This window comes from Streptomyces sp. NPDC053755, assembly GCF_040677675.1.
Taxonomy (GTDB): domain Bacteria; phylum Actinomycetota; class Actinomycetes; order Streptomycetales; family Streptomycetaceae; genus Streptomyces.
On the sequence record NZ_JBFASK010000010.1, the window covers coordinates 1 to 19,176 of the forward strand.

Genomic DNA, 19,176 nt, shown 5'->3' on the forward strand with positions numbered 1-19,176 from the left:
CTGGTCGCGGGGGTGCTGTCCCTGCTGATCGTCGCGGGCGGCTTCACCCTCCAGCCGGGGCGGACCCGGTCACGGCCGCGGCCGGGCGCCCTAGCGGACCCTCGCGCGGTGTTCCATCGCCTCGCGGGCCGCCTGCTCGCTCTCGTACACCTCGCACATGTGGCGGCCGTCGGGGGTCGCCGTGTGCTCGACCTCCCACAGGCTCAGCTCGCCGCCGTCCAGCAGCAGGAACGCGTGCTCGTAGAGCGTGAACCCGGGACCCCGGACGCTCTCCACCGCGCACTGGCGCCCGAACGCCTGGGTGATGTGGTGCGCGAAGGCCACCCGGAGCCGCCGTGCCGTCTCCTCGCCCGGCCGGTCCGCGTTCTCCGCGCGGCGCAGGACCCGGCGCGCGTGGTCCGCGGAGTTGTCCGGGGCGTACATCCGGGGCTGGGCCGGTATGGGACGGGCGAGGAACATGCCCAGCGTCTCCAGGTCGTCGTCGAGGCCGATGTCGAGCCCGTCCGCAGCGCCCCAGCCCGGGTCCAGCGCGGCCGGCAGCCGGGACGCCGCCAGCCGCGCCTCGACCTCCTCGGCGTACACCTCGTGGTGCTCGGCCCCGTCCCGGCCGGCGTTGTGGACCAGCTCCCACAACGTCAGGGCCGTGCCGTCGGCGAGCAGGTAGGTGTGGCGGTGGGTGGTGCGGTGCAGCGACGCGCTGTGGTGCGAGGAATGCAGCGCGCTGGAGTGGGCGAGCGCCGTCTCCAGGCGCTCGACGGTCGTGTCGGGCAGATCGAAGGAGTTGAGCGCCCGTCCGAGAAGGCGCTCCACGTGCGTCTCGGTCGTCTCGTACGGATCGTGTGGATCCCGCGGATCGTTCAAGAGGGTCTCCAGGCCGTCGCCGCATGTCACTTGGTGCTTGCTTAACGTAGTCCCTGGGTCCGACATCGTGTCCGGCGTTCGGGAAAACGGCGGGGGCGTATGGCGAGTTTCCGCGCGCCCCACCGTCGGTGTTTCAACTTCCTTGCGTGTCACGGGAGTCGGCGACAGCGGCTCCGTACAGCTCGCGGTAGGCCGGAAAGTCGCCACCCGGCCCGGACACGCCCTCGGCCGTCTCCTCCACCGCCCGCACGATCGCCCGGGTCACCGTGTCCGCGCCCGCCGCCAGCACGTCGTTCAGGGCGAGCGGTCCGGCTTCGGCGGGCAGCTCCCGACCGCCGGTGGCGAGGGCGAAGACGGTGTCGCCGTCGTTGAGGAGGTGCACGGGACGGATGGCGCGCGCGATGCCGTCGTGCGCCGTGCCCGCGAGCTTCTGCGCCTGGGCGCGGGTGAGGACGGCGTCGGTGGCGACGACCGCCAGCGTCGTGTTCAGGGGTGGGGCGGGGGAGGCGGCGGCCGCCTCGGCGAGGCGCCGGCGCGCCGCCTCGTGGACGGCCGGCTCCGGGTACTCCGGGCGGCCCTGGAGATAGCGCCCGTACAGCACGCCGGTCTCCGGATCGACCGCCGAGCCGACCGCGTTGACGACGACGAGGGCGGCGACCGTGATCCCCGACGCGAGGACCGTGCTCGCCGTGCCGACCCCGCCCTTGAGCCCGCCGACGACGGCCCCGGTGCCCGCGCCGACCGCGCCGGTCTCCACGCGCGCCCGGAGACCGGTCGCCGCCGCGGCCTCCACCGCCGCCCGCCCCGTGGCGGCGTCCGGGCGGGCGGTGAAGTCGCCGCCCCGGCCCAGGTCGAAGACGCAGGCGGCCGGTACGACCGGGACCACGTGCGCGGGGTCGGGTCCCACCCGGACCCCGCGTCCCCGCTCCTCCAGCCAGGCCATCACCCCGGCCGCCGACTCCAGCCCGTACGCGCTGCCGCCGGTCAGGACCACGGCCTCGATCCGCTGGACGACGTTGCGCGGATCCAGCGCGTCGGTCTCCCGCGTGCCGGGGCCGCCGCCCCGTACGTCGACGGCCGCCACGGCCCCGCCCGCGGGGGCGAGGACGACGGTGGTGCCGCTGAGCGCGTTCGGCCCGGCCACGCGCGCGTGGCCGACGCGAAGCCCTGCCACGTCCGTGAGTGCGTCGTGCTTCGTCATGAGCCCTTGGGTACCACGGAGTCCCCTGACGGGCCACGGTGTTTCGGGGCACCCGGGCGTCGGCACGACACCCCCACGTTCCGGGCACTCCCAGGCCGGCTCCGTGACGCCCCGCCTGGGCCGCGACGCCCCGCCCTGCGGACGGACGCCGATACTTCCCCGAGGGCTCCCTAGGCGTTCTTGTGCGCGGCCGGATCGCGCGCGGTCAGCGTCACGCCGACCGCGACCGTCGCCGCCGCGACCACCCCGGCCGCCAGGACCGCCCAGTCGCCGGCGAACGTGCACATCAGGATCGCGAGGGCCGAGACGGGCAGGACGAGCTGCTGGGCGATGCCGACCTTGAAGTAGCGCGCGTGGAGCAGCCACACGCAGAGCAGGAAGAGCGCGGTGGGGAGGGTCACCGCGGAGGAGGCTGCGAGTGTCGAGATGTGGGCCTTGCCCACGGCCTGCTCGACGGCGATCTCGATGCCGGCGCCGATCGCGGCGGCGGAGGCGAAGATGAGGTAGTGGCCGTACCCCCAGAGGAAGCCCCGCCGGTTGGAGACGAGGCGGACGTGGGCGGGGGCGGCGAAGTAGATCCACCAGGCCGCGTAGACGATCAGCAGGCCGCCCGCGGCGATGGGCAGCAGCTCACCGAGGGCGTCGTACTCGCTGATCCCCGCCTTGACCGCGACCGTCGCCGCCGCGATCGTCTCGCCCAGCACGATGATCGTGAACAGGCCGTAGCGCTCGGCGATGTGATGCGCGTGCCAGTGGGTGTGGGTGTCCTTCTCCGCGTAGGCGGGGACCGCCAGTTCGGCGACGACCATGACGAGGAAGATCCACGGGCGGGCGGGCTCGGGGGCCCAGAGGAGAGCGGTCCAGCCGATCTGGCAGAGGACCACCCCGCCCGCGTACCGGCGGCACATCGTGCGCTCGGCGGAGTCGGTCGCGTGATGGGCGGCGCGCAGCCACTGGAAGGAGAGCGCGAGCCGCATGACCGCGTAGCCGAGCACGGTGACGAGGAAGTCGTCCTCGAAGACGCGGGAGACGCCGGCGGCGAGGATCAGGACGCCGGCGATCTGGACGAGGGTGGCGACGCGGTAGAGGACGTCGTCGTTGTCGTACGCGGAGGCGAACCAGGTGAAGTTCATCCAGGCCCACCAGATCGCGAAGAAGACCATCGCGTAGTGGGCGACGCCGTCGGCGGCGTGGTGCTCGGCGACGGCGTGCACGAGTTCGGCGCCTGCCTGGGCGACCGCGACGACGAAGCAGAGGTCGAAGAACAGCTCGAGCGGGGTGGCGGCACGGTGCGCCTCGTCGCGCGAGCGCGCGGTGAGGGGCAGGAGCGGTTGCGTCATGCGCTCCAGCACACCAGAGCGGGGGGCGCGAGACGGTGCGGCGCCCACGGCCGCCCCGGGTTTCACCCGTGGGCGGGTGAGCGGGCCCGGCCCGGCGGCGCTGGCACGTCCGGCGGCCGTGGGGGCGCGGGGCCTGGCCCGCCGGTTCGGCCCGGACGCCTCCGAGGGCGGCACCGGTACGGCGCGGGCACGTCCGGCGGCCGTGGGGGCGCGGGGCCTGGCCCGCCGGTTCGGCCCGGATGCCTCCGAGGGCGGCCCCGGCGTGGCGGGGCTTCGCGCGCCCGCGCGCCGGGGCCCATCCCGCCTCACGTCACCCCTTCGCGGAGCCCGGAGCGGAGCGCGCTGATCCGTGCGGTCCGCGGCTCCGGCGGCGGGAACGCCATCCGAGCGACACGCTCACCCACCCGCCCCTCAAAACGGGCTCAAGGTGTTCATATCGCCCTACCGTGACCGGGTGACCGAGCCACCGATGGCCCCCGCGCCCGTCGTCCAGACCCCCTCCGCAGTGCGCCGCCGGGCCTCGCTCGCGGGTGCCGCCGTCTCCGCCCTGCTGGTCGTCGCGATCGTCCTCGGCAGCCGGTTCCTGCGGGACTTCGACTCGGCGCTCCTGCCGTACGCGGTCGCCACCGTCTTCCTCGCCTTCGGCGTCGCCTACCGGTACACGGTCTGGGTCTCCGCGCCCGGCGCCCGCCGGCTGTTCGCGCAGGGGTGGCGCTCCTTCTTCTCGGCCGCCAACTTCCGCCGGGCACCCACCGCCCTGCCGAAGATGACCGCCACCTACCTCGGCTTCCAGAAGTTCCTCGGCGCCCGCTCGCACGCCCGCTGGGCCGCCCACCAACTGATCTTCTGGGGGTGCGTGCTGGCCGCCCTGATCACCTTCCCTCTGACCTGGGGCTGGTTCACGTTCACCTCGGGCAGCGGCACGGGGCCGGGCTACGAGATGCGGATCTGGGGCTTCAAGATCCTCGGCTTCGACTCCCTGAACATCGTCGGCTGGCTGATGTTCCACGGCCTGGACATCGCCGCCGTCCTCGTCATCCCCGGCGCCTCGTACTTCCTGTGGCGCCGGATGAAGGACCGCGGCGCGATCACCGGCCAGCGCTTCGCCTACGACCTGGTCCCGCTGATCGCCCTGATCGTCATCTCGGTGACCGGGCTCCTCCTGACCTTCTCGTCGATCTTCCTGCACGGCGGCGGATACGAGTTCCTCGCGATCCTGCACATGGTCTCGGTGGTCTTCACCCTCATCTACATCCCGTTCGGCAAGTTCTTCCACATCGTCCAGCGGCCCGCCGCCGTCGGCATGCAGCTGTTCAAGTACACCTCCCGCGGCGAGGACGAAGCGGTCCTCGCCTGCCGTCGCTGTGAGGAACCCATCGACACCGCCCCGTACGTCGAGAACCTCCGGGGCACCATGCGCGACCTCGACCTCGGCTTCGACGCATGGGCCGAGTACTGCCCCCGCTGCAAACGCGTCCTGCGCGGCAACGCCTACCTCACCCACGTCAAGAAGGGTTACAAGTGACGCAGCAGCACGCGGGCGGCCGGCGCCCTCCGCTCGACCCCGCCATCGCCCCGCCCGGCACCCGCGCCTTCCGCGATGCCGGGGGCATCCCCGCGGACCGCTGGCGCGCCGACCAGGGCGGCGAGACGCTCGTCCCCACCCACTGCTGCTTCTGCGGCGTCCAGTGCGGGATGTACCTGCGCGTCGACCACGCGGGCAAGGTCTTCGGCGTCGAGCCCCGCAACCACGACATCAACCGGATGCGGCTGTGCCCCAAGGGCATCAACGCCTACCAGCAGGTCAACCACCCCGACCGGCTCACCGCCCCCCTCATGCGCCGCGACCGGGACGAGCCGTTCCGCGAGGCGAGCTGGGAGGAGGCGCTCGACTTCACCGTCGCCGAGATCCGCCGCATCCAGACCGAGTACGGCAACGACGCCTTCGGCCTCCTCGGCGGGGCCAGCCTCTTCTCCGAGAAGACGTATCTCGTCGGCAAGTTCGCCCGTGTCGCCCTGAAGACGAGGCACGTCGACTACAACGGACGCCTGTGCATGGTCTCCGCCGCCGGAGCCAACAAGCTCGCCTTCGGCATCGACCGGGCCGGCAACCCCTTCTCCGACATCCTCCTCACCGACTGCCTCCTCATCGCCGGCTCCAACGTCGGCGAATGCTTCCCCGTGATGACGCAGTACCTGTGGGGCGCCCGCGACCGGGGTGCCACCCTGATCGTCGTCGACCCCCGGGAGACGGCGATCGCCCGCACCGCCGACCTCCACGTCGCCCTCAAGCCGGGCACCGACTCCGCCTTCTTCAACGCGGTCCTCCACGTCATCGTCCAGGAGGGCCTGGCGGACGAGGCCTACCTCGCCGCCCACACCACCGGCTGGGAGGAGGTCAAGGAGACCGTCGCCGACTACCCGCCGTCCCGGTCCGCCGAAATCTGCGGAGTCCCGCGGGAGCAGATCGAGCGGGCCGCCCGGATGTTCGCCGGCGCCGGCCGCGCCATGGCCTGGCACGCCCGCGGCGTCGAGCACCACTCCCAGGGCGTCGAGAACTGCCTCACGGTCATCAACCTCTGCGCCGCCACCGGCAACATCGGCAAGCCGGGGGCCGGCTACGGCACCATCACCGGCCAGGGCAACGGACAGGGCGGCCGCGAACACGGCCAGAAGTCCGACCTCCTCCCCGGTGGCCGCTCGATCACGAACCCCGAGCACCGCCGCCAGATCTGCGAGATCTGGGGGATCGAGGAGTCCGAACTCCCGGCCGCCGGCACCTCCATGATGGAGATGGTCTGGCAGATGCGGCGCCGGGAGATCCGCGGCCTGATCGGCATCTGCAACAACCCCTTCGTCTCCCTCCCGAACTACGCGACCGTGAAACAGGGCTACGACGCCACCGAGTTCCACGCCCAGTTCGACTTCTTCCTCTCCGAGACCGCCGCCAACGCCCACGTCGTCTTCCCCGTCACCGTGTGGGCGGAGGACGAAGGGGTCATGGCCAACGCCGAGGCCCGGGTCGTCAAGCACAACAAGGCCCAGGAGCCTCCCGCCGGGGTCCGCACCGACACCTGGGTCATCTGCGAACTCGCCAGACGCCTCGAAGCCGGCGACAAGTTCGCCTTCCCCGACTCCCGCTCCGTCTTCGAGGAGCTGCGCGTCGCCTCCGCCGGCACGGTCAACGACTACTACGGCATCACCTACGAACGCCTGGAGGAGACCGGCGGCATCGCCTGGCCCTGCCCCACCACCGACCACCCGGGCACCCCACGCCTCTTCGAGGACGGGAGGACCTACCACCCGGACGGGAAGGTCCACCTCCAGGTCGTCGAGTGGCACCCGCCCATGGACCCGTACAGCGAGGAATACCCCCTCTCGCTCACGACCGGCCGCACCGTCGCCCACTTCCTCTCCGGCAACCAGACCCGCCGTCTGGGCGCCCTCGTCGAACAGACCCCCCGCCCCTGGGTCGAGGTCCACCCCTCCCACGGCTTCCGCTCCGGCGATCCCGTCCGCGTGGTCACCCGCCGGGGCAGCGAGGTCTTCCCCGCCCTCGTCACCGAGGCGATCCGCCCGGACACCGTCTTCGTGCCCTACCACTGGCCCGTCCCCACCGCGGCCAACGCGCTCACCATCGACGCCCTCGACCCCCGCTCCAAGATCCCCGAGTACAAGGTCTGCGCCGCCCGGATCGAGGCGGCCGCCCGGATCGACGAGGTCCCCGCGCCGCCCACCGCCCCCGGGCACCTCGCCTACCCGGAGACCCAGGTCTCCCGCACCGACCCCCTGCCCCCCACGTCCCCTCAGGGCCGTGGCACCTCGGAGAGGAGCTGACGGACGCTCATGATGGGCCGCACGATCTTCATCGACCCGGGGCGCTGCATCGGCTGCCAGGCGTGTGTCTCCGCCTGCCGTGAATGCGACTCTCACCGCGGCAAGTCGATGATCCATCTCGACTACCCCGACGAGGGCCACTCCGTCGCCTCCCTCCCCACCGTCTGCATGCACTGCGAGGACCCCGTCGCCCCGTGCGCCGAGGTGTGCCCCGCCGACGCGATCCTGGTCACCGCCGACGGCGTGGTGCAGCAGGCCGACACCACGCGCTGCATCGGCTGCGCCAACTGCGTCAACGCCTGCCCCTTCGGGGTCCCGAAGATCGACCTCCAGGCGAAGCTCCAGATGAAGTGCAACCTCTGCTACGACCGCACCGCCTACGGCCTGGCCCCGATGTGCGCCACCGTCTGCCCCACCGGCGCCCTCTTCTACGGAACCCTGGAGGAGCTCCAGGCGGAGCGCCCCGGCGTCCAGGTCGCCGACTCCTTCACCTTCGGCACCACCACCGTCACCACCGGCGTGGCGATGGTCGTCCCCGCCGACAAGGTGCGGTGGCCGGTCCCCGGAGGGCTTCCCGTCGTCGAGATCAACGGAGTGGACGTGGGCGGAACGAACCCGGGCGGGGACGGCGGCTCGCAACGGATGGACGTCCGATGAGCGTCACCACACCGCCCTCCGCCGAGGGCCCCGGGGCCACCGACGCCGCCCAGGAGGCGCTCCACGACCGCATCGCGGCCGACGCCCTCACCACCCGCCGCGACTACCTGCGGATCGTCGCCACGGTCTCCGGCGGCCTGGCCGTCGGTGGCGTCGGCGTCGCCTCCGGCATCCTGCACCGCCACGGCGACAGCGACGGCACACCCGAGCCGAAGAAGGTCGCCGACCGGCTGCCACCAGGCGAGGCCATCGCCTTCCGCTACCCCGAACAGGAGGACCGGGCGGTCGCGATCCGCCTGGAGGACGGCACCCTCGCGGGCTACTCGGCCGTCTGCACCCACCTCGCGTGCGCCGTGCTGTGGCGCAAGGACCGGGGCGGCGAGGGCGAGCTGTACTGCCCGTGCCACGAAGGAGTCTTCGACGCCCGTACGGGAGAGGTGACCGCGGGACCGCCGCCCCGGGCACTGCCGAAGGTGATCCTCGTGGAGGAGACGGACGGCAGCGTCTGGGCGGTGGGCACCACCCGGTCCGGCGAGAGCGTCGAGGAAGGGCTCTGCCGCGGTCTGGTCAAGGACCGGCCGGACCTCGCCGAGCGCTTCGGCTGCCCGGGAGCCTCGGCCGGCGGCGCACCGGAGAGGACGGCACGGACGTGAGCGACACCCCGTTCCCCCAGGACCCGGGCGGTCCCGGCGCGGCCGACGTGCCGTCCGGGCCGGCCTACACCCCGGGCAGCGGCAAGCCGCGACTGAACCGTCCGGTCCACGAGCGCTATCCCCAGATCCGGCCCACCAGCGGCTACGGCGACCCGCGGATCCGGCACACCGGACCGGGCCCGGGCGCCGGTACCGAACAGGAGCCGGAGCGCTCCTCCAAGCTCACGGCGCGCCTGGTGCTGGCCCTGTCCGTGGTCGTCGGCCAGCTCTGGGGGCTGACGATCGTGGTGGACGAGTGGATGTCCGGCGACACCGGCACCGCGTGGTGGGGCGCGGGCTTCCTGGTCCTGTCCTTCCTGGTCGTACTGGGACTGTGGGCGCTCGACCCGAAGGACCGCTGATCACCCGGGTACGCGGCCGGATCCCCGGCGTACCCTGGTTCCATGAGTACCGCCCCCGCCCACGGCCCGCGAGCAGCGAAGCAGTCCGACGACGATCCTCGTACGCGACCGGCGCCGGCCCTGGTCTTCGACGATCCGCTGGACCAGCAGTCCGCGGACGATACGGACCGCGGGTGGGGCGAGCGGCCTCCCGGCGGTGGTGACAGCGCCGCCGATCTCGCGCGCTTCCTCGACGAGAAGCCGCCGCACCACCTCTGAGACCGGCGCGAGCCGTCGGTCAGGGGGTGGGGTGCGTCCCCGTGCCGGTGCCCGCTCCGCCCCCGGAGCCGGAACCGCCTCCAGAGCCGAAGCCGGGGCCTGCGCCGGCACCCGGACCGGCGTCGGAGCCGGGCGCGGAACCCGGACCGCGCTGGGCCACGAGCGCGTCCCGGATCTCCTTCAGGACCTCCAGCTCGGTGATCTCCAACGTCTCCTGGACGCCTTCCTTCGCCTTGTCGTGCGCGGCCCGCCTGGCCAGGATCTTCGCCATCGGCAGGACCATCAGGAAGTAGACGACGGCCGCGGTGATCAGGAAGCTCAGGACCGCGCTGAGGACCAGACCCCACTGGATCTCGATGCCCTGCATCTCCCCGTCGACCACCCTGCACGGAGCCTTGAGGCAGGACTTGTAGCTCTCCAGATCCTTGGTGCCGAAGGCGCCGACCAGCGGGTTGATGACGCCCTTCACCACCGAGTTCACGATGTTGGTGAAGGCGGCACCGATGACGACCGCCACCGCCAGGTCGATCACGTTCCCGCGCATGAGGAAGGCCTTGAAGCCCGCCAGCACGCTCTCCTTCTTCGGAGTCACCCGGATACCTTTCGTCGCACGTCCAATTGGTGCACCCATTACGCCGTGATCGGCGGGAGGGCGTCCAATCCGTACACACGCACCGGTTACTTGACAGTCTGTCAGTACGATTCAGCACCAGGTCACCGCCAGGGGTGAGGTGATCGCCGCACCGGCCAGCGCGGTCGCCGTCGGCCGTGGCACGGACAGGACGACCAGCGCCCCACCGTCCGGACGCGTCTCGTCGGCGGGCGGCACCTCGGCCACCCGGGCGCCCGCGGCGACCACCCGCGGCCGCCCGCCGCCGCCCGTGGGGGAGTCGGGCGCGGCGATCACGTCGACCCGGTCACCGGGGCGCAGCAGGCGCACGGCCGCCGCGTCCGCGATCCGCACCGGAGCGGACACCAGCCGCACCGCGGGCGGGTGTCGTCGTTCGCGCGTCTCCCGGGGCGGCGGGTCGGCCGACACCTCCCCGGCTCCCGCCACCGCCAGCGCCGCCGCGGTCAGCGCGAGGACCGCGGCCGGGGTGCGGTGCCTGAGCCGCAGTGCCCGCCGCAGCCGCTGGGGGCCGCCGCGGGGCCGCAGCGGCTCGAAGCGCGGTACCTCGCACGTCTCGGGAACGGGCGAGAAGGAGTGGGCGGGCAGCGAAGCGGCGGAGAAGGGCGCAGGAGGGGAGGGCACGGAGGAAGCAAGGGAGGGAGGAGAGGAGGAGGAAGGAAGGGAGGGGACGGAGGGGAGAGAAGAACCCGTCATGGCGCACACCACCGGTCGCAAGCCGTTCCCCGGACCGTCCGGAGAACCGCTCCCACCCTCCCGGCTTCGCCCGCCCGCCGCTGACGCCTGTGGATCGCCCGATCCCTGTGGACAACCCGCTCACCCCTCGGGGTGACCCGCCGGCCCCATGGCCCCCCGGCCCATGCCCCCCCGGCCCCCGAGCGGCCCGGAGGCCCACGGCGCCCCCCCCGGCGCGGCCCAAGGCGGCCTCCACCGGTTCAGGCCGGCCTCGCGGTCCCCGGGCAGCCCGGCGGCTCAGGGCAGCGGTATCCCCAGGTCCCATCCGTCGTGCGCGTGGGTGCACAGGCAGTCCCGTTCCGCCGTGTCCGGCAGTGCGCCCACCGCGTCGAAGAGCACGTCCCGGAGCCGTGCGACGTTCTCGCCGAAGACGCGCAGCACCTCGGTGTGGGAGACGCCCTCGCCCGTCTCCGCGCCCGCGTCCAGGTCCGTGACCAGTGCGAGTGAGGTGTAGCAGAGGCCCAGTTCCCGGGCGAGGACCGCCTCCGGGTGCCCCGTCATGCCGACGACGGACCAGCCCGCCGCCGCGTGGTGGCGCGATTCCGCCCGGGTCGAGAACCTGGGTCCCTCGACCACGACCATCGTGCCGCCGTCCACGGCCTCCCAGCCCCGCCCGCGGGCGGCCTTCAGGGCCACCCGCCGCCCGTCGGGGCAGTAGGGGTCGGCGAAGGTCGTGTGCACGACGTTCGGTACGGCGCCGCCCCAGGCGTCCGGCAGCGGCTCCCCGTCGAAGTACGTCTGCGCCCTCGTCCGCGTCCGGTCGACCAGCTGGTCCGGTACGACGAGGGTGCCGGGCCCGTACTCCTCCCGCAGACCGCCCACCGCGCACGGCCCGAGCACCTGGCGCACGCCCACGGAGCGCAGGGCCCACAGGTTGGCGCGGTAGTTGATGCGGTGCGGCGGCACGGTGTGGCCGCGGCCGTGCCGGGGCAGGAACGCGACCCGCCGCCCGGCGGCCTCGCCGAGGAAGAGGAGGTCGCTGGGGCTCCCGTACGGGGTGTCCACGGACACCTCCGTCACGTCCTCAAGGAAGGAGTAGAAGCCCGATCCGCCGATCACGCCGATGTCCGCGTACGCCTTGGTCGCCATGACGATCACACTAAAGGGGGCGTCGGGTCCGCCACGGCGGAATCCGCCGAGCGACGGGGGAAGCCCCACCGCACTCGGCGATGGGGCTTCCGTGAGGACCGTGGGGTCGTGAGGACCCGGTCAGGCGGCCGAGCTGGAGCTGCTGCCGGAGGAGTTCGAGGAACCCGCAGAGCTCGACGCGCTCGACGTGCTGGAGCTCGCGCTCGACGACGCGGCCGGCTTGGCGTCCGAGGACGACGAACCGGAGGAGGCAGGGGCGGGCTTCGACGCCGGCGAGCTGCTGGACGACGAGCCGCGGCTGTCGTTGCGGTAGAACCCGGAGCCCTTGAACACGATGCCGACCGCCGAGAACACCTTCTTCAGGCGTCCCTTGCAGCTCGGGCATTCGGTCAGCGCGTCATCGGTGAACTTCTGCACCGCCTCGAGGCCCTCGCCGCACTCGGTGCACTGGTACTGGTAGGTCGGCACTTGTCTTCCTCCTGGCACTCACACTCATCGAGTGCTAACGACGATCCATAGTGACGTATTCCGCGGGATCAGTCCACCGTCACCGGCACTCGGTGACCGATACCACGTGCGGCGAGTCGCGCCGACGCCCGGGGTGCCAGCCGCGAGCGGAGCGCGAGCAGGGTGGCCAGCGCGAGGGCGGTGCCGACCAGCGGCACCAGGAAGCCGGTGCTGGCTCCGTACTCGTCGGCCAGGCGCCCGGCGACGGTGACGGCGGCGGCCTGGCCGAGCGCGACCGCGCCGGTGAGCCAGGTGAACGCCTCGGTGCGGGCGGTGGCCGGCACCAGGGTCTCGACGATGGTGTAGCCGGTGATCAGGGCCGGGGCGATGCACAGGCCGACCACGAGGCCGAGGGCGGCGAGCAGCGCCACGGAGTGGACGGACCAGAGCAGCGAGGCCGCCAGGGTCAGTCCGGCGTAGCCCAGGATCAGGCGCTTGCGCGGGCCGATCTTCCAGGCGACGGCGCCGCACGCGATGCCCGCGAGCATGTTGCCGGCGGCGAAGACGCCGTACAGCAGGCCGTTGGCGCCGGGGTTGCCGATCTCCTCGGAGAACGCGGTCAGGGAGACCTGCATGCCGCCGAAGACCGAGCCGATGCCCAGGAAGGCGACGGCCAGGACCCGGACGCCGGGGATCGAGAGCGCCGAGACGCGCGGGCCGGCGGCGGCCGCGGCGGCCAGGCCGTGGACGGGCTGGGTGCGGCGCTGGGCGGCGAAGAACAGGCCGCCGAAGAGCGTCAGCGAGGCTTCGGCGATCAGGCCGGCGGCGGGGTGCACACCGGTGCAGAGCGCGGTCGCAAGGACCGGGCCGACGACGAACGTGAACTCGTCGGTGACCGACTCGAAGGCGGCGGCCGTCGGCATCAGGGGCGAGCCCTCCAGCTTCGCCGCCCACCGGGCGCGGACCATCGGGCCGACCTGCGGCACGGAGGCACCGGCCGGCACGGCGGCCAGGAACAGCGCCCACAGGGGAGCGCCGGCGAGGGCGAGCACGGTCAGGGTGACGACGGAGGCGGCGTGGATCAGCACGCCGGGGAGCAGCACGGCACGCTGGCCGAAGCGGTCGGCGAGCTTGCCGCTCTGCGGGGCGAACAGGGCCATCGAGACGCCGGTGACGGCGGCGACCGCGCCGGCGCTGCCGTACGAGCCGGTGGTGTGCTGGACGAGCAGGACGATGCCGATCGTCAGCATCGCGAACGGCTGCCGGGCGGCGAAGCCGGGCAGCAGGAAGGAGAGGGCGCCCGGGGTGCGCAGCAGCTGTCCGTAGCCGGCTCGCTTGCCGGCCTCGCGGCCCTCCCCGGCCTCGCCGGTCGTCGCGACCCGGGAGCGCTTCGCGGCCCGGTCGGCCCGTCCGGCCCGGCGGGTGTCGCCCGCATCGGCCGCCGTGCCGGTCCCGCCCGGGTGGTTCTCGGACGGCGTGGACGTCACCGACGTCTCAAGCGTGTCAGAAGTGACCGTGGACACCACGGTCCTTGCCTTTCTGCCGCCTGGTAGCGCGCCCCGTGCACGGTGGTGCGGGTGTCGCCGAGAGCTGTCCTCATGCGCGGAACTGCGGTAGATGCCGAGTCCCACTGCGAGGGGATGTCTCGACCGCCATACGGTCGCGCCAGCTCTGCGTCAGGCAGAGTTGGTTCGATCTAAGTGTGCCTTCATGGTACAGGGAGAGGCGTCTTCCCGCCTGGGAAAACGCCTACTCCCCGCAATTGGTGCCTGTGATTAACCGGACGTTCGTTTGCGGATGGGCCGATGGGGGCGTTCCTCACCGTGGCCGCCGTGGCCCTCTCCCACGCCGTGGCCGAGCCGCGCCCCCGGGCCGAGCCGCCGGTGGGCGCTGACCGCCGTGGATCCGCCCGTGCCCAGCCATCCGGCCAGCTTGCCGCCCTGGCCCACGGCCCGCAGCCGTCGCTCGGCGGCGTCCCGGACCGGGTCGGTGGCGACGACGAGAAGTTCGTCCCCGCGCCGCAGGACCGTCGCCGGGCCCGGGACGAAGCTCTTGTCGTCCCGTACGACGAGGGTGACCGCGGCTCCGGCGGGCAGGCGCAGCTCCGCCACCTCCACGCCGTGCATCTTCGAGCCCGTCGGGATCGCGACCGACAGCAGGTGGCCGCGCAGGCGCTCCAGCGGGGCCGACTCGACCCCCAGGTCGGCGGCCTCCGCCGAGGCGCCGAGCTTCAGCGCCCGCGCCAGCCAGGGCAGGGTCGGCCCCTGCACCAGGGTGTAGACCACGACGAGGACGAAGACGATGTTGAAGACCCGCTCGCTGCCCTCGATCCCGGAGACCATCGGGATCGTGGCCAGGATGATCGGGACGGCTCCGCGCAGGCCGGCCCAGGACATCAGGGCCTGCTCCTGCCAGGGGATGCGGAACGGCAGCAGGCTGAGCAGGACCTCCATGGGCCGGGCCACCACCGTCAGCACCAGACCGATGATCACGGCGGGCCAGAAGTCGTCGACCAGCTGGGAGGGGGTCACGAGCAGGCCGAGCAGGACGAACATGCCGATCTGGGCGATCCAGCCCAGCCCTTCGGCGAAGCCGCGGTTGGCCGGCGCGTGCGGCAGCTTGGCGTTGCCGAGCACCATCGAGGCCAGATAGACGGCGAGGAAGCCGGAGCCGTGGGCCATCGCGCCGGCCGCGTACGCCACGACCGCGATGGCCATGACGGCGATCGGGTAGAGACCGGAGGCGGGCAGGGCCACGTGCCGCAGTCCGAAGGAGCCGAGGAAGCCGACGGCCAGGCCGATGGCCGCGCCGATGGCCAGCTCCAGGGCGATCTCGCCGACCAGGACGTACCAGCTGTCGACCGGCCCGACGGTCGAGAAGGCGACGACGAGGATGACGACGGGGGCGTCGTTGAAGCCGGACTCGGCCTCCAGGACGCCGGTGACCCGGGAGGGCAGCGGCACCTTGCGCAGGACGGAGAAGACGGCCGCGGCGTCCGTCGAGGAGACGACGGCGCCGATGATCATCGCCTGCCGCCATTCCAGGCCGACCAGGTAGTGCGCGGCGGCGGCCGTGATGCCCACGCTCACCGCGACGCCGACGGTCGACAGCACGACGGCCGCGGGCAGCGCGGGTTTGATCTCCTTCCACTTCGTGCCCAGGCCGCCCTCGGCCAGGATCACGACCAGGGCGGCATAGCCGATCACCTGGGTGAGTTCGGCGTTGTCGAAGGCGACGTTGCCGATGCCGTCCTGCCCGATGGCGACCCCGATCCCGAGGTACAGCAGCAGGCTGGGCAGCCCGCTCCGGGACGAGATCCGCACCGCCGCCACAGCGATGAGCAGCACGAGCGAGCAGATGAGCAGGAGTTCATTGAGCTGGTGGACAGTCAGTGGCCGATCCTTCCCCTCACATGCAGCCGGATCGTTCCTCCAGCAGCCGACACTTCGTTACCTTACCTAATCTTTAACGTTTCCTTGACGCCTTCCTGATGTCCTCTCGATCGCCAGTCCGGTAAGGGAGGGGCCCTCGGCGGCGTCGTCACGAGCGGCGATGGGCCTCCGCAGGCCGCTCTCACGGACACCGCGTCCGGGCCGCCGCGCCCCTGCGCCTAAGGTTGCTCCCGTACTCCAGGACCACCCTGCCCCTCGAAGGACAGCGATGCCCTCCAACACGACCGCGCCCCCCGCGAAGAAGAAGAAGGGGCGACGCGCCCGCCTGATCGTGCTCGTCCTGGTCCTCGCGCTGGTCGCGGGCATCGGGTACGGCGGGTACTGGGGCGTCAGCACCGTCCGGGGCTCGTTCCCGCAGACGACGGGCACGATCCGGCTCGACGCGCTCTCCGGCCAGGTGGAGGTCAAGCGTGACGCGTACGGCGTCCCGCAGATCTACGCCGACACCGAGGCCGACCTCTTCCGCGCCCAGGGCTTCGTCCAGGCCCAGGACCGCTTCTACGAGATGGACGTCCGGCGCCACATGACGTCGGGCCGGCTCTCCGAGATGTTCGGCAAGGGCCAGGTCGACACCGACGCCTTCCTGCGCACCCTCGGCTGGCACCGGGTCGCGCAGCAGGAGTACGACAAGGTCCTGTCGCCGGAGACGAAGAAGAACCTCCAGGCCTACGCGGAAGGCGTCAACGCCTACCTCAAGGACCGCGACCCGTCCGACGTCTCCGTCGAGTACGCGGCGCTCGCCTTCTCCCACGACTACGCGATCGAGCCCTGGACGCCGGTCGACTCGGTGGCCTGGCTCAAGGCGATGGCCTGGGACCTGCGCGGCAACATGCAGGACGAGATCGACCGCTCGCTGATGACGAGCCGGCTGAGCCCGGCGCAGATCAAGCAGCTGTACCCGCAGTACCCCTACGAGCTCCACCAGCCGATCGTCGACAAGGGCGCGGTCGACGAGGACAAGGGCGAGTTCGAGCCGGGCGCCGACGCGGACGGCGGCTCGGGCGACGGCAGCGGTACCGGCGGCTCGGGCACCTCCCTCAACGGCTCCACCGGCGGCTCCGCCGAGGGGTCGGCCGACGACGCCCTCCAGGGCATGCGGTCGCAGCTCGGCGAGCTGTCCGAGTCCCTCGACGGCATCCCCGCCCTGCTCGGCCCGAACGGCAACGGCATCGGCTCGAACTCCTGGGTCGTCTCCGGCCGGTACACGACCTCCGGCAAGCCGCTGCTCGCCAACGACCCGCACCTCGCGCCGCAGATGCCCTCCCTCTGGTACCAGATGGGCCTGCACTGCCGGTCGGTCTCCGCGACCTGCCGCTACGACGTCGCCGGATACACCTTCTCCGGTCTGCCGGGCGTGATCATCGGCCACAACGACTCCATCGCCTGGGGCTTCACCAACCTCGGCGCCGACGTCACCGACCTGTACCTGGAGAAGGTCAGCGGCGAGGGGTACCTCGTCGACGGACGCACCAAGCCGTTCACCACCCGCGAGGAGACGATCAGGATCGCGGGCGGCGGCAGCCGGCTGATCACGGTCCGCGCCACCGAACACGGCCCCCTCGTCTCCGACCGCTCCTCGGAGCTGGAGAGGGTCGGCCAGAAGGCCCCCGTCGGCAACGCCGCACCCGACCGCGGCAGCGGCTACGCCGTCTCCCTGCAGTGGACCGCCCTGCAGCCCGGGACCTCCATGGACGCCGTCTTCGAACTCAACCGCGCCAAGGACTTCAAGCAGTTCCGCGCCGCCGCGAAGAAGTTCGAGGTCCCGTCCCAGAACCTGATCTACGCCGACACCGAGGGCACCATCGGCTACCAGGCGCCCGGCAGGATCCCCGAGCGTGCCAAGGGCGACGGCACGCTTCCGGCGCCCGGCTGGGACTCCGCCTACAAGTGGAAGGGCTACATCCCCTACGAGGAGCTGCCCTACGAGGAGAACCCCGACCGCGGCTACATCGTCACCGCCAACCAGGCCGTCGTCGACGGCTCCTACCCCCACCTGCTGACCCGGGACTGGGGCTACGGCTCGCGGAGCCAGCGGATCAACGACCTCATCGAGTCGAAGATCAAGGACGGCGGAAAGATCTCGCCGGACGACATGCGGACCATGCAGATCGACAACCGCAGCGAGATCGCGACCCTGCTCAACCCGCTGCTGCTGAAGATCGACATCTCGGACCCGTACGTCCGCGAGGCGCAGAAGCTCCTGGAGGGCTGGGACTACACCCAGGAGCCGGACTCGGCCGCCGCCGCGTACTTCAACGCGGTCTGGCGCAACGTCCTCAAGCTCGCCTTCGGCGACAAGCTGCCCAAGGAGCTGCGGGCCGAGGGCGACTGCATCAACGTCCGCCCGGCCGACTCCACCGGACCGGTCGACGAGCAGAACAGGCTGGTGCGGGAGTGCGGCCAGCGCGACGCCGAATCGGCGCAGCCGGACGGCGGCGACCGCTGGTACGAGGTGGTCCGCCCGCTCCTGAAGGACGTGGACAACGACTGGTGGAAGACCGAGGCCAACCGCACGGACCAGGCCACCGAGAACCGTGACCAGCTGCTCGCCCGCGCCATGGAGGACGCCCGCTGGGAGCTGACCGCCAAGCTCGGCAAGGACGTCTCCACCTGGAGCTGGGGCCGGCTGCACCAGCTGACGCTGAAGAACCAGACCCTCGGCACCGCCGGTCCCGGCTTCGTCCAGGCGATGCTCAACCGCGGACCGTGGAACCTGGGCGGCGGCGAGGCGGCCGTCAACGCGACCGGCTGGAACGCGGCCGGCGGCTACGAGGTCGTCTGGGTGCCGTCGATGCGGATGGTCGTCAACGTCGGCGACTGGGACAGGTCCCGCTGGATCAACCTGACCGGCGCCTCGGGGCACGCCTACCACTCCAACTACGCCGACCAGACCGACAAGTGGGCGAAGGGCGAGCTGCTCGACTGGTCCTACGGCAAGGCGGCGGTCGAGGCCTCGACCGAGGACACGCTGGTCCTCAGGCCCTGACGGACCCGGGGGCTACGGCGTGAAGCGCCGGGCCCCCTCCGGGGTCACCACCGCGTGCACGGGGTGGTCGTGCGGTTCCTCCGGGACCCGGGCGACCACCTCGTTCGCGTAGAGGAGCACCACGAGCGCCGGGTCCGCCCCCGCCCGCGCGAGGCGGGCGAGGACCCGGTCGTACGAGCCGCCGCCCCGGCCGAGCCGCATCCCGCGCTCGTCGACCGCGAGCCCCGGCAGCAGCACCACGTCGGCCGCGCACACGGCCTCCGGGCCGAGCCGCGGCCCCGTCGGCTCCAGCAGCCCCCGGCCGGCCTTCGCCAGACCGTCCGGACCCTCGTACACGGCCCAGTCCAGGTCGTTGTCGGGCAGCAGGACCGGCAGCATGACCCGCACCCCCCGGGCCCGCAGGACGTCGAGCAAGGCGCGCGTGCCCGGCTCGCGGCCCACGGACACATAGGCGGCCACGGTCGACGCCCCCGCCATCGCGGGGAGTTCGAGGGCGCCACGGGCGAGCCGCTGGGCGGCGGCCCCGACAGCGGGACCGTCAAGCAGCGCGCGGGCGTCGAGCAACCGGCGGCGCAGATCGATCTTCTCGGACATCTCGGCCTTCGCTGTGGACTCTCGCGGCTGCACGCGC

General features: G+C 72.4%; 17 protein-coding genes. 7 read left to right on the forward strand and 10 right to left on the reverse strand.

The window, feature by feature from the left end; genetic code table 11:
- Positions 1-90: 90 nt before the first annotated feature.
- The 3 genes from AB0K65_RS12570 to AB0K65_RS12580 form a co-directional block, all read right to left on the reverse strand.
- Entirely contained in the window at positions 91-927 is an 837-nt protein-coding gene (locus tag AB0K65_RS12570) for a DUF6227 family protein (protein WP_365715951.1), read from the reverse strand.
- Positions 928-994: 67 nt separating this feature from the next.
- Positions 995-2,062 (reverse strand): P1 family peptidase, encoded by a 1,068-nt coding sequence (locus AB0K65_RS12575; protein ID WP_365715796.1) that lies wholly within the window; start codon positions 2,060-2,062, stop codon positions 995-997.
- Positions 2,063-2,232: 170 nt separating this feature from the next.
- A complete protein-coding gene (locus AB0K65_RS12580; RefSeq protein ID WP_365715797.1) occupies positions 2,233-3,402 on the reverse strand; it encodes a low temperature requirement protein A in 1,170 nt (389 codons plus the stop codon).
- Positions 3,403-3,871: 469 nt separating this feature from the next.
- On the opposite strand from AB0K65_RS12580, the gene AB0K65_RS12585 reads away from it, so the two are divergent.
- Genes AB0K65_RS12585 through AB0K65_RS12610 form a run of 6 tightly spaced genes read left to right on the forward strand, consistent with a single transcriptional unit; the run spans position 3,872 to position 9,208 of the window.
- Positions 3,872-4,927 carry an MFS transporter gene (locus AB0K65_RS12585; protein ID WP_365715952.1) on the forward strand — a complete coding sequence of 352 codons (1,056 nt, stop codon included), beginning with the start codon at positions 3,872-3,874 and terminating at the stop codon, positions 4,925-4,927.
- A complete protein-coding gene (locus AB0K65_RS12590) occupies positions 4,924-7,239 on the forward strand; it encodes a molybdopterin oxidoreductase family protein (RefSeq protein WP_365715798.1) in 2,316 nt (771 codons plus the stop codon). The genes AB0K65_RS12585 and AB0K65_RS12590 overlap by 4 nt, the downstream gene beginning before the upstream one ends.
- A gap of 9 nt (positions 7,240-7,248) precedes the next feature.
- A complete protein-coding gene (locus tag AB0K65_RS12595; protein ID WP_365715799.1) occupies positions 7,249-7,896 on the forward strand; it encodes a 4Fe-4S dicluster domain-containing protein in 648 nt (215 codons plus the stop codon).
- On the forward strand, positions 7,893-8,549 hold the full coding sequence (locus tag AB0K65_RS12600; RefSeq protein WP_365715800.1) for a Rieske (2Fe-2S) protein: 657 nt from the start codon (positions 7,893-7,895) through the stop codon (positions 8,547-8,549). Before AB0K65_RS12595 ends, AB0K65_RS12600 begins: the two co-directional genes overlap by 4 nt.
- Before the next feature lie 47 nt (positions 8,550-8,596).
- Complete coding sequence (locus AB0K65_RS12605) at positions 8,597-8,950, forward strand: hypothetical protein (RefSeq protein ID WP_365715953.1); 354 nt, start codon at positions 8,597-8,599, stop codon at positions 8,948-8,950.
- A gap of 42 nt (positions 8,951-8,992) precedes the next feature.
- Positions 8,993-9,208: a hypothetical protein gene (locus AB0K65_RS12610; RefSeq protein WP_365715801.1), complete on the forward strand. Its 216-nt coding sequence runs from the start codon at positions 8,993-8,995 to the stop codon at positions 9,206-9,208.
- 19 nt (positions 9,209-9,227) lie between these two features.
- Here the strand turns inward: AB0K65_RS12610 and mscL are convergent, their stop codons facing one another.
- The 6 genes from mscL to AB0K65_RS12640 all read right to left on the reverse strand — a co-directional run bounded on the left by mscL (position 9,228) and on the right by AB0K65_RS12640 (position 15,454).
- Positions 9,228-9,800, reverse strand: a complete 573-nt coding sequence (gene mscL / locus AB0K65_RS12615) for a large conductance mechanosensitive channel protein MscL (protein ID WP_365715802.1) — start codon at positions 9,798-9,800, stop codon at positions 9,228-9,230.
- Between the two features lie 111 nt (positions 9,801-9,911).
- Positions 9,912-10,460, reverse strand: a complete 549-nt coding sequence (locus AB0K65_RS12620) for a hypothetical protein (RefSeq protein WP_365715803.1) — start codon at positions 10,458-10,460, stop codon at positions 9,912-9,914.
- A 348-nt stretch (positions 10,461-10,808) separates the two neighbouring features.
- On the reverse strand, positions 10,809-11,660 hold the full coding sequence (locus AB0K65_RS12625) for an S-methyl-5'-thioadenosine phosphorylase (protein WP_365715804.1): 852 nt from the start codon (positions 11,658-11,660) through the stop codon (positions 10,809-10,811).
- 120 nt (positions 11,661-11,780) lie between these two features.
- Positions 11,781-12,128 carry an FmdB family zinc ribbon protein gene (locus AB0K65_RS12630; RefSeq protein WP_365715805.1) on the reverse strand — a complete coding sequence of 116 codons (348 nt, stop codon included), beginning with the start codon at positions 12,126-12,128 and terminating at the stop codon, positions 11,781-11,783.
- A 68-nt stretch (positions 12,129-12,196) separates the two neighbouring features.
- Positions 12,197-13,423, reverse strand: coding sequence for an MFS transporter (locus AB0K65_RS12635; RefSeq protein ID WP_365715954.1), 1,227 nt, complete (start codon positions 13,421-13,423; stop codon positions 12,197-12,199).
- A gap of 459 nt (positions 13,424-13,882) precedes the next feature.
- Entirely contained in the window at positions 13,883-15,454 is a 1,572-nt protein-coding gene (locus AB0K65_RS12640; protein ID WP_365715806.1) for a potassium/proton antiporter, read from the reverse strand.
- Positions 15,455-15,767: 313 nt separating this feature from the next.
- Here AB0K65_RS12640 and AB0K65_RS12645 point away from each other — a divergent pair, with 313 nt between their 5' ends.
- Positions 15,768-18,545 (forward strand): penicillin acylase family protein, encoded by a 2,778-nt coding sequence (locus tag AB0K65_RS12645; protein ID WP_365715807.1) that lies wholly within the window; start codon positions 15,768-15,770, stop codon positions 18,543-18,545.
- Positions 18,546-18,557: 12 nt separating this feature from the next.
- Here the strand turns inward: AB0K65_RS12645 and AB0K65_RS12650 are convergent, their stop codons facing one another.
- The gene (locus AB0K65_RS12650) at positions 18,558-19,139 is read right to left on the reverse strand and encodes a 5-formyltetrahydrofolate cyclo-ligase (protein ID WP_365715808.1); all 582 of its coding nucleotides are present in this window, start codon (positions 19,137-19,139) and stop codon (positions 18,558-18,560) included.
- Between the last annotated feature and the right edge of the window lie 37 nt (positions 19,140-19,176).

Coding starts and splice junctions, on each gene's coding strand:
- AB0K65_RS12570 (WP_365715951.1), bottom strand. CDS start 927: ATGTCGGACCCAGGGACTACGTTAAGCAAGCACCAAGTGACATGCGGC.
- AB0K65_RS12575 (WP_365715796.1), bottom strand. CDS start 2,062: ATGACGAAGCACGACGCACTCACGGACGTGGCAGGGCTTCGCGTCGGC.
- AB0K65_RS12580 (WP_365715797.1), bottom strand. CDS start 3,402: ATGACGCAACCGCTCCTGCCCCTCACCGCGCGCTCGCGCGACGAGGCG.
- AB0K65_RS12585 (WP_365715952.1), top strand. CDS start 3,872: ATGGCCCCCGCGCCCGTCGTCCAGACCCCCTCCGCAGTGCGCCGCCGG.
- AB0K65_RS12595 (WP_365715799.1), top strand. CDS start 7,249: ATGATGGGCCGCACGATCTTCATCGACCCGGGGCGCTGCATCGGCTGC.
- AB0K65_RS12600 (WP_365715800.1), top strand. CDS start 7,893: ATGAGCGTCACCACACCGCCCTCCGCCGAGGGCCCCGGGGCCACCGAC.
- AB0K65_RS12610 (WP_365715801.1), top strand. CDS start 8,993: ATGAGTACCGCCCCCGCCCACGGCCCGCGAGCAGCGAAGCAGTCCGAC.
- AB0K65_RS12625 (WP_365715804.1), bottom strand. CDS start 11,660: ATGGCGACCAAGGCGTACGCGGACATCGGCGTGATCGGCGGATCGGGC.
- AB0K65_RS12645 (WP_365715807.1), top strand. CDS start 15,768: ATGCCCTCCAACACGACCGCGCCCCCCGCGAAGAAGAAGAAGGGGCGA.
- AB0K65_RS12650 (WP_365715808.1), bottom strand. CDS start 19,139: ATGTCCGAGAAGATCGATCTGCGCCGCCGGTTGCTCGACGCCCGCGCG.